1 protein-coding gene is annotated in these 327 nt (G+C 47.7%); it reads right to left on the bottom strand.

Translation table 11 applies throughout. The features are described from left to right. A partial coding sequence (locus S1OALGB6SA_RS03455; protein ID WP_230204394.1) for an SBBP repeat-containing protein occupies window positions 1-217 on the bottom strand: 217 nt, incomplete at its 3' end. Between the last annotated feature and the right edge of the window lie 110 nt (window positions 218-327).

Here is a 327-nt window from a genome sequence, read left to right as displayed (position 1 = left end):
CCGGCGTGATTTTCCGGATGCGGTGGTTGTATGAATCTGCCACATAGACATTGCCCTCTGAGTCCACAGCTACTCCGTAGGGTTGGTTAAACTGCACCGTGCTGCCATCGCCGGCAAAGGTGCTTACCACCCAGGCCATGCTGGTGTTCTCGGAAACCTTGCAGGATGCCAAAAGGATCATAAGAGCCAAAACCGGGATACTGGATGTTTTATTCACAATTTCTCCTATAAAAGGGGTATTTATAACCCAATTCATTTTGATTCGCCAGAGGATTCAGGAGTTTTTTCAAACTCAGCGTCTACTTTCAAAACGATAACCAGCCCCGA

Source organism: Olavius algarvensis spirochete endosymbiont, from assembly GCA_900608495.1.
Taxonomy (GTDB): domain Bacteria; phylum Spirochaetota; class Spirochaetia; order DSM-2461; family DSM-2461; genus UBA2779.
The sequence above is the reverse complement of the archived record's forward strand: the minus strand, read 5'-3'. Positions and strand labels throughout refer to the sequence as shown.